Raw genomic sequence first — 8516 nt, forward strand, 5'->3', positions numbered from 1 at the left:
GGACCGTCGAAACGGTCTTTCGTGCTGCGCTGCGCCGCGACCCGGGACGGGCGTCGGTGCAGCCTCTTCGATGCAGTTGTTCCTTCGGCGGAGGCGATTCCGCCGGCGAGTACCGCCTCAGCCGACTTCGAGCGTCCCCAGCTTCACCTGTGCGGTCTTGGTCGCGCCGTTGTCGACGTAGGTCACGGTGACCGTGTCGCCCGGGGCGTGCGACCGGACTGCGGCCACGAGAGCGTCCCCGGAGGAGATGGCGCGGTCGTCGACCTTGGTGATGACCGCGTCGTCGGGGATGCCCGCACTGGCTGCCGGGCCGCCGGGCGACACCGCGGTCACCACGGCACCCGGTGCGTCGGACGCTCCGCTCGGCCGCACCGACACCCCGATGTTGGCGTGGGTGGCCTTGCCGGTCGATTCGAGTTCGCGGGCCACCCGGATGGCCTGGTCGATCGGGATCGCGAACCCGAGTCCGATGCTGCCACCGGCCTGTTCCTCGCCCCCGCCGAGGGTGGCGATGGCGGTGTTGATGCCGATCAGCGCACCCCGTGCGTTCACGAGTGCACCGCCCGAGTTGCCGGGGTTGATCGCGGCGTCGGTCTGGATGGCGTCGATGACCGAGGTGGTGTTGGTTCCGGGGTCACGCGAGGTCAGCACCGGCCGGTTGAGCGCACTGATGATCCCGGTCGTGACGGTGCCCGCGAGCCCGAGGGGCGAGCCGATCGCGATCACGTCCTGCCCGACGGCGAGATTGTTCGAGTTGCCGACGGTGATCGGCGTCAGGTCGTTGCGGTCGACCTTGATGACGGCGATGTCGGAGATGGGGTCGGCGCCCAGGACACGGGCCTGCGACCGCGAACCGTCGGCGAAGTTGACCGCGACGCGCGATGCCGGAGCGTCGCCGCCGGCGCTGACGACGTGATTGTTCGTCATGATGACGCCGTCATCGCTGAGCACGACCCCCGAGCCGGAGCCCATCGCCCCGCCGGACGCCACCTCGATGGAGACCACCGACGGAGTGACCCGGGCCGCGACCTCTTGGACGGACCCGGCGGGCGCGGCGACCGGGGCCGTGTTGCCGTTGCCGGGATCGCCGCCCAGTGGGCCGCTGCTGTTGCTGGAACCGCCGTCGGAGTCGGCCAGGTTGTATCCGGCGACACCGCCTGCGCCGCCCGCGACCAGCGCCAGGACGAGGGCACCCACTCCCAGGGCCACGAGGCGTCCGCCACCACCCTTCTTCTTGGCAGGCGCGGTCGACGAGCCGTCCAGGCCGTGGCCCGGCGAGCCGGGCTGTGCGCCGAAGGGGGTCGGACCCGACTGTCCGTATGCCGGGCCCGGACCGTACGGCCCCTGCGGCGGGAACGGACTCGTGCCGGGACGGCCGTACGCCGACGTCGGTGCATTGTTGCCGGGGTAACCGGGTTGGCCGCCCGGTGCGGGGAAGGACCCGGACGGGGGGCCGAACGGTCCATTCGATGACGACTGCTCGTTCCCGGGCGCCGCGTGGTGGCCCCCGCCCGGTTGGCCGCCCCCGTGCTGGCCGCCGTGTTGACTTCCGCCGGGTTGACCACCGCCGTGCTGACCGCCCCCGTAGGAACCGTCACCGTGCGAACCGCCAGTCGTCATCTTCGTCTCTTCCTCGTCGGTCCGGCCCTGTGCTCGTGCTCGTCTGAGGAGCCGGTGCTGATCTGTTCCGATGAACGGGCCGGACCGATTCCTCGGTCCGATACCCGAACTGCGCCTTCGGTCAACCCTAGGTGATCGCTGACCAGGTCACACCGGGTGCGTACGGACCCGTTCACAGTCGCCGACAGCCGAGTCGTCGGCTCCGATGTCACCCGCTTCTCCTCTACTGACGAATCACCTGCGGGGATGGTTCCGCCGCAGTTGCCCGCCCCGGCAGGGTCATCCGGATCAGCGCTCCCCCCAGCGGCGACGTATCGGCCGCGACGGTGCCGCCGTGTCGTTCGACCACCTGACGCACGATCGCCAGTCCCAGGCCCGATCCCGGCATCGACCGCGACTGGGTGGACCGATAGAACCGCTCGAACACGAGACCGCGGTCCTCCTCGGGGATGCCGGGGCCCGCATCGGCCACGGTGAGCTCCGCGCTCGACATCCCGACCTGGGTGAGGCCGACACTCACCGTCCGGCCCGGCGGACTCCACTTGGCCGCGTTGTCGAGCACGTTGAGGACCGCACGCGACAGGCCGTGCGCCTCGCCGAAGACGAACCACGGAGACAGGTCCACCTCGAACTCGACGTCGTTGCGGCGGCGTCGAACCCGTTCGAGCGCCTGCTCCACGATCTCCGCGAGGTCGACCTCCTCATAGACCACCTCGGGGGCGTCTTCACGGGCGAGATCGACGAGATCGCCCACCAGCGTGGACAATTCCTCGATCTGCGCCACCACGTCGGCCCGCAACTCGATCATGTCGTCCTCGGGCACCGCCCGCGCCCCCGGCCGGCTCGCCGCGATCAGGAGCTCGAGATTGGTCCGCAGCGAGGTCAGCGGTGTCCGCAGCTCGTGCCCGGCGTCGGCGACGAGACGTGCCTGCCGGTCCCGCGATTCGTCGAGGGCACGCAGCATCGCATTGAAACTGGCGGTGAGCTTGGCCAATTCGTCGTTGCCCGTGACCGGGATCGGTGTCAGGTCGTTGGTCCGGGCGACACGTTCCACGGCCCGGTTGAGCCGGGCAACCGGGCGCAGTCCGGCGCGGGCCACCGTCGTCCCCGCCAGGGCGGCCAGTGCGACCCCGCCGCAGCCGACCACGAAGAGCACCCAGGCCAGGCGTTTGAGCACCCGGTCGGTCTGGATGAGACTCTGCGCGAGCACCAGGGTGTTGCCGTCGTCGAGCTTGCGGGTCAGGACGCGCTGGTTACGCGTGGTGCGCAGACTCTGCTGGGTGGAACCGGGCACCGACGGCGACCGGACGATGCCCCGTTCGACGTCGTCGAAGGGCACCTGGCCGATCAGGTATGTCTCACCGCTGGGCGTCACCAGCGCGATGGAGATGTTCGTGGAGAACACCGTTCCGGCCACCAGCTGTTCGGGCTGCGTGCGCAGCACCCCCGCTCGCGCGAGCGCCGCCATCCCGTCGGCGCGGCTCTCGAGCTGCTGGTCGACGTCGTTGTACATCGCGCGGAAGACGACGAAATACGCGGCGGCCGCCATCAGGCTCACCGAGACCAGGACGACGGTCGCCGACAAGATCGTCACCCGGGTGCGCAGCGACACCGCACGCATCAGCGGCATCGGTGCGCGCATCTCCTTCTCATCGGAACCGTCACCGGCGCCGTGCCCCGTGATCGCCCGGGTCACCCGGTCGCGCAGGAGATCCCGCGTCTTCGGACGAGACGCGGAGTTCGACGACTTCCCGATCACTACGGCGGCGTCTCCCGCAGGACATATCCGACGCCGCGCACGGTGTGGATCAGTCGCGGCTCACCGTCGGCCTCGGTCTTGCGCCGCAGGTAACCGACGTAGACCTCGAGCGCATTGCCCGACGTCGGGAAGTCGTATCCCCACACCTCTTCCAGGATGCGGCTGCGCGACAACACCCGGCGCGGGTTGGCCATCAGCATCTCGAGCAGCGCGAACTCGGTGCGGGTCAGGCTGATCGAACGCTCGCCGCGGGTGACGTCCCGGGTGACGGGGTCGAGCGACAGATCGGCGAAGGTGAGGGTCTCCGAGTCCGCGTCGTCGTCGGGTGACGCACGACGCAGCAGCGCGCGCAACCGGGCGAGGAGTTCTTCGAGCGCGAACGGTTTGGGCAGGTAGTCGTCGGCACCGGCGTCGAGGCCCGACACCCGCTCGGACACCGAGTCGCGTGCGGTCAGCACGAGGATGGGGAGGTCGTCACCGGCCGAGCGGAGCCGGCGGCACACCTCGAGGCCGTCGAGGCGGGGCATCATGACGTCGAGGATCACCACGTCGGGCCGGTCGGCCAGGATCTTCTCGAGTGCCTCGATGCCATCGCCCGCGGTCTCGACGCTGTAGCCGTTGAAGGTGAGCGACCGTCGCAACGACTCCCGGACCGCCCGATCGTCGTCGACCACGAGAATGCGCATGGCTACAGTCTTATCCACCCCGGCTGAGATCCGGCTGAGCAACGCCGAAACCCGCCCATTCAGGTGACAGAGTCGGCGCTCACCTGCGGTTCTCACGACCTTTCACATCCGGGACCAGGTCCTGTGAGGTCAAGTTGATGGATGCGTAACGCCGGGCTTCGGGTCGCGAAACATCGACCTCCGAGGCTGGACCCGTGACCGTCCCCGCCCCGACTCGCTCTGTCGTGTCCCGATCGGTGATGTCGCTCTGCGCCTATTGCGGTGTCGGCTGCGGCATGGAGATGAAGCTCGACGACGACTCCTACCGGGTCACCAAGACGATCGGTCGATCCGATCATCCGACGAATTTCGGCCGCCTGTGCACCAAGGGGTCGACGACCGCGGACATGCTCGCCGCCGGCGGGCGCCTGTCGACTCCCCTCGTCCGGGACGACCGCGGCGGTCAGCTCCGGCCCGCCGAACTCGACGCCGTCGTCACCGACACCGCTCGCCGCCTGCGCGCCGTCGTCGATGAGCACGGACCCGACGCGGTGGCCCTCTACGTGTCGGGCCAGATGTCGCTCGAGGCGCAGTACCTGGCGAACAAACTGGCCAAGGGATTCCTGCGCACCAACCAGATCGAATCGAACTCGCGGCTCTGCATGGCCAGCGCCGGAACCGGATACAAGCTGTCGCTGGGCTCCGACGGACCGCCCGGGTCGTATCAGGACTTCGACCACGCCGACGTCTTCCTCGTCATCGGCGCCAACATGGCCGACTGCCACCCGATCCTGTTCCTGCGCATGATGGACCGGGTCAAGGCCGGGGCAAAGCTGATCGTCGTCGACCCGCGACGAACGGCGACCGCGGACAAAGCCGACCTGTTCCTGCAGATCCGGTCCGGGACCGACCTCGCCTTCCTCAACGGTCTGCTCCACCTGCTCATCGAGAACGGCCATACCGACGGGGAATTCATCGAGTCGTTCACCGACGGATTCGACCAGATCCCCGAGTTCGCCGCCCAGTACCCGCCGGACGTCGTCGAATCGATCACCGGGATCGCGGCAGCGGACCTGCGGGCCGCCGCCGAGCTCATCGGGAACGCACCCAACTGGATGAGTTGCTGGACGATGGGTCTCAACCAGTCCACACACGGGACGTGGAACACCAACGCGCTCACCAACCTCCACCTCGCCACCGGTGCGATCTGCCGACTCGGCAGCGGGCCGTTCTCCCTCACCGGGCAGCCGAATGCCATGGGCGGCCGCGAAATGGGTTACATGGGTCCGGGCCTGCCCGGCCAGCGCGCCGTGGTGTCCGCGGCCGATCGGGAATTCGTCGAGAACATCTGGGGCATCCCCGCCGGGACGCTACGCTCCGACGTCGGGGCCGGGACCATCGACATGTTCCGGCGCATGGCCGACGGGGAGATCAAGGCGTGCTGGATCATCTGCACCAATCCCGTTGCCTCGGTGGCCAATCGCAAGACCGTCATCGAGGGACTCGAACGCGCCGAGCTCGTGATCACCCAGGACACCTTCGTCGAGACCGAGACCAACCAGTACGCCGATGTCGTCCTGCCCGCGACGTTGTGGTCGGAGTCGACCGGCGTCATGGTCAATTCCGAGCGCAACCTCACCCTGTTCGAACCCGCGCTCGACGCACCCGGACAGGCGATCCCGGACTGGCAGATCATCGCGCGGGTCGCCACCGAGATGGGGTTCGCCGACGCCTTCGACTATTCGAGCGCCGAGGAGGTGTTCGAGGAGATCAAGCGGTTCGCGAACCCCGACACCGGTTACGACCTGCGCGGGGTGACCTATGACCGACTCCGCCGGTCCCCGATGCAGTGGCCGTGTCCACCGGTCTCCGACGACGACGCCGACCCGGCCGACACCGGTGCCCGCAACCCGATCCGGTATCTCAACGACGGTCGCAGCCAAACCCTGCACCGCCTCGACGACGGATCGACACCGCGGCTGGCCTTTGCCACCGCCACCCGCCGCGCGCAGTTCTTCGCACGTCCGCACCTCGACGCGGCCGAGATGCCCGACGACGACTATCCGTTCCTGCTCAACACGGGCCGGTTGCCGCACCAGTGGCACACCATGACGAAGACCGGGCGGGTGGCCAAGCTCAACAAGCTGAACCCGGAGCCCTTCGTCGAGATACACCCGGACGACGCCGCCCGGTTGAGCATCACCGGCGCAGACAAGGTCGAGGTCGCGTCGCGGCGGGGCCGGGCCGTGTTGCCCGCACGGATCTCCGATCGCGTCCGGCCCGGCAACTGTTTTGTGCCGTTCCACTGGAACGACGTCTTCGGCGAGCACCTCGCGATCAACGCCGTCACGTCCGACGCGGTGGACCCGCTCTCGCAGCAGCCGGAGCTGAAGGTGTGTGCGGTGACCCTGATCCGGGTGCCGGGTGCGCGCGGCGACGCCGACGGCACGCCGGTCGTCGCCGCGGGGTCGACGAGACTCACCGAAGCACTGGGGGTTTCCGACGTCACACCACCCCCGATGACGGCAACCGAACGCCTGTATCTGGCCGGGCTGGCGGCCGGGGTGGGTGCATCGCCCGCGGGCAGTCCGGTCCTTCCGGCCGATGCGCCGCTGGGCGACGAACTCCGCACCTGGGTGTCGGGCGTGCTCGCCGGCCTGTATTCCCGGGGCGCGAAGGAGCCTGATGCGGGTGCGCCCCAGGACAATCCGTCGGCGGCGGCGCCGGACACCGACACCGTGACCGTGCTGTGGGCGTCGCAGATGGGCAATGCCGAAGAGCTCGCCGTCGAGACGGCGGAGCGGGTGAAGGCCAGTGGCCGCCGGGTGGACGCCCGATCCATGGACGACGTCGAGGTCGGTGACCTGAAGGGCACCGCCCTGTTCGTCACCTCGACCACCGGAGACGGCGACCCACCGGACAACGGCACATCCTTCTGGGATGCACTGAACTCCGACGACGCTCCCGACCTGACCGGGGTCGACTACGCGGTGCTGGCGCTCGGCGACTCCAACTACGACGACTTCTGCGGACACGGACGCAAACTCGACACCCGCATCGGCGAACTGGGAGGGCGCCGCCTGCTCGACCGTGTCGACTGCGAACCCGACTTCGAGGAGACGGCGGGCGGCTGGCTCTCCGAGGTCATCCGGGCGATCAGCATGTCGAACCGGGCGCCCGCCTCGGGGGTGGACGGCGACCGGGTGACCGTGGTCAGCGAACCGGCCGACTCCGCAGCGGCACCGTCGGTGCGTTCCGCGCCGGCATACTCGCGCAAGAAGCCCCTGCTCACCTCGCTCATACGAAACGTCGAGCTCAATTCCGCGGGGTCCGGGAAGGACGTGCGGAACTTCGGCTTTCACCTCCCCGCGGACACCCTCTCCTATCGGGCCGGTGACGCGCTGGGGGTGTGGCCACACAACGATCCGGCACTCGTCGGGGAATTCCTCGAGCGCACCGGTCTCGACGCCGGCACATCGGTGACCGTGGCGGGCGAGGACCTCCCGCTGCACGCAGCCTTGCGCGAGCGGATCGAGTTCGCCCGTGTGACACCCGATCTCGTCCGTTTCATCGCCGACCGTGCCGGATCCGCCGACCTCAAGAACCTCATCGCGGCCGGGAACAAACAGCAGTTCACCACGTGGGCGTGGGGACGGCAGTCGGTGGACATCCTGGCCGAACACCCCGTCGCCGCCGACGTCGAGGACTGGATGCAGGTACTCAAACCGATGGTGCCGCGATCGTATTCGATCTCGTCGAGCCCGCTGGAGAGTCCCGACGAAGTCCAGCTGACGGTGTCGGCGGTGCGCTACAACCTGTTCGGGACACCCCGAGGCGGCGTCTGCTCGACTTTTCTGGCCGACCGTGCCGACGACGAGATCGGCGTCTTCGTCACCTCCACCAGCCACTTCCGTCCGCCGGCCGATCCCGACACCCCGATGATCATGATCGGTCCCGGTACCGGTATCGCCCCGTTCCGCGGGTTCTTGCGCGAACGTGAGGCGTTGGGACACAACGGCAAGAACTGGCTGTTCTTCGGCGAGCAGTACTCGGCCACCGACTTCTACTACCGCGACGAGCTGACCACCATGCTCGGCGACGGACTGTTGACCCGACTCGACGTCGCGTTCTCACGCGACCAGGACCGCAAGATCTACGTTCAGGACAGGATGCGCGAGCACGGCGAAGAGCTCTATCAGTGGTTGCACGACGGCGCCCACGTATACGTCTGCGGCGACGCGACACGGATGGCCAAGGATGTCGATGCGACACTGAAAGGCATTGTCGCGCAGCATGGCCGGCGCTCCCCCGCCAGCGCCGAGTCGTACGTCAAGGCACTCGCGGCCGACAAGCGGTATGTGCGGGACGTGTACTGATTCGCCATGCTCCCTGAGGTGCGAGGAGCTCGCGGAGGGCCGTCACGAAGGGTTCTCGCAACCCACATCCACACCCCACCACCCCGCACAATGCCC

4 protein-coding genes are annotated in these 8516 nt (G+C 68.6%); 1 reads left to right on the forward strand and 3 read right to left on the reverse strand.

The window, feature by feature from the left end; translation table 11 throughout:
• Window positions 1–117 precede the first annotated feature (117 nt).
• The 3 genes from CA982_RS10265 to CA982_RS10275 form a co-directional block, all read right to left on the reverse strand.
• Window positions 118–1620 carry a S1C family serine protease gene (locus CA982_RS10265; protein WP_086535220.1) on the reverse strand — a complete coding sequence of 501 codons (1503 nt, stop codon included), beginning with the start codon at window positions 1618–1620 and terminating at the stop codon, window positions 118–120.
• Window positions 1621–1843: 223 nt separating this feature from the next.
• Window positions 1844–3379, reverse strand: coding sequence for a sensor histidine kinase (locus CA982_RS10270; protein WP_086535221.1), 1536 nt, complete (start codon window positions 3377–3379; stop codon window positions 1844–1846).
• On the reverse strand, window positions 3379–4065 hold the full coding sequence (locus tag CA982_RS10275; protein WP_086535222.1) for a response regulator transcription factor: 687 nt from the start codon (window positions 4063–4065) through the stop codon (window positions 3379–3381). The genes CA982_RS10270 and CA982_RS10275 overlap by 1 nt, the downstream gene beginning before the upstream one ends.
• Window positions 4066–4304: 239 nt before the next feature.
• Between CA982_RS10275 and CA982_RS10280 the strand changes: the two genes are divergently transcribed.
• Entirely contained in the window at window positions 4305–8420 is a 4116-nt protein-coding gene (locus CA982_RS10280) for a bifunctional nitrate reductase/sulfite reductase flavoprotein subunit alpha (RefSeq protein ID WP_086535245.1), read from the forward strand.
• Window positions 8421–8516: the final 96 nt, after the last annotated feature.

Origin of the sequence: Gordonia lacunae, from assembly GCF_002149015.1 — a bacterium.
Lineage (GTDB): Bacteria > Actinomycetota > Actinomycetes > Mycobacteriales > Mycobacteriaceae > Gordonia > Gordonia lacunae.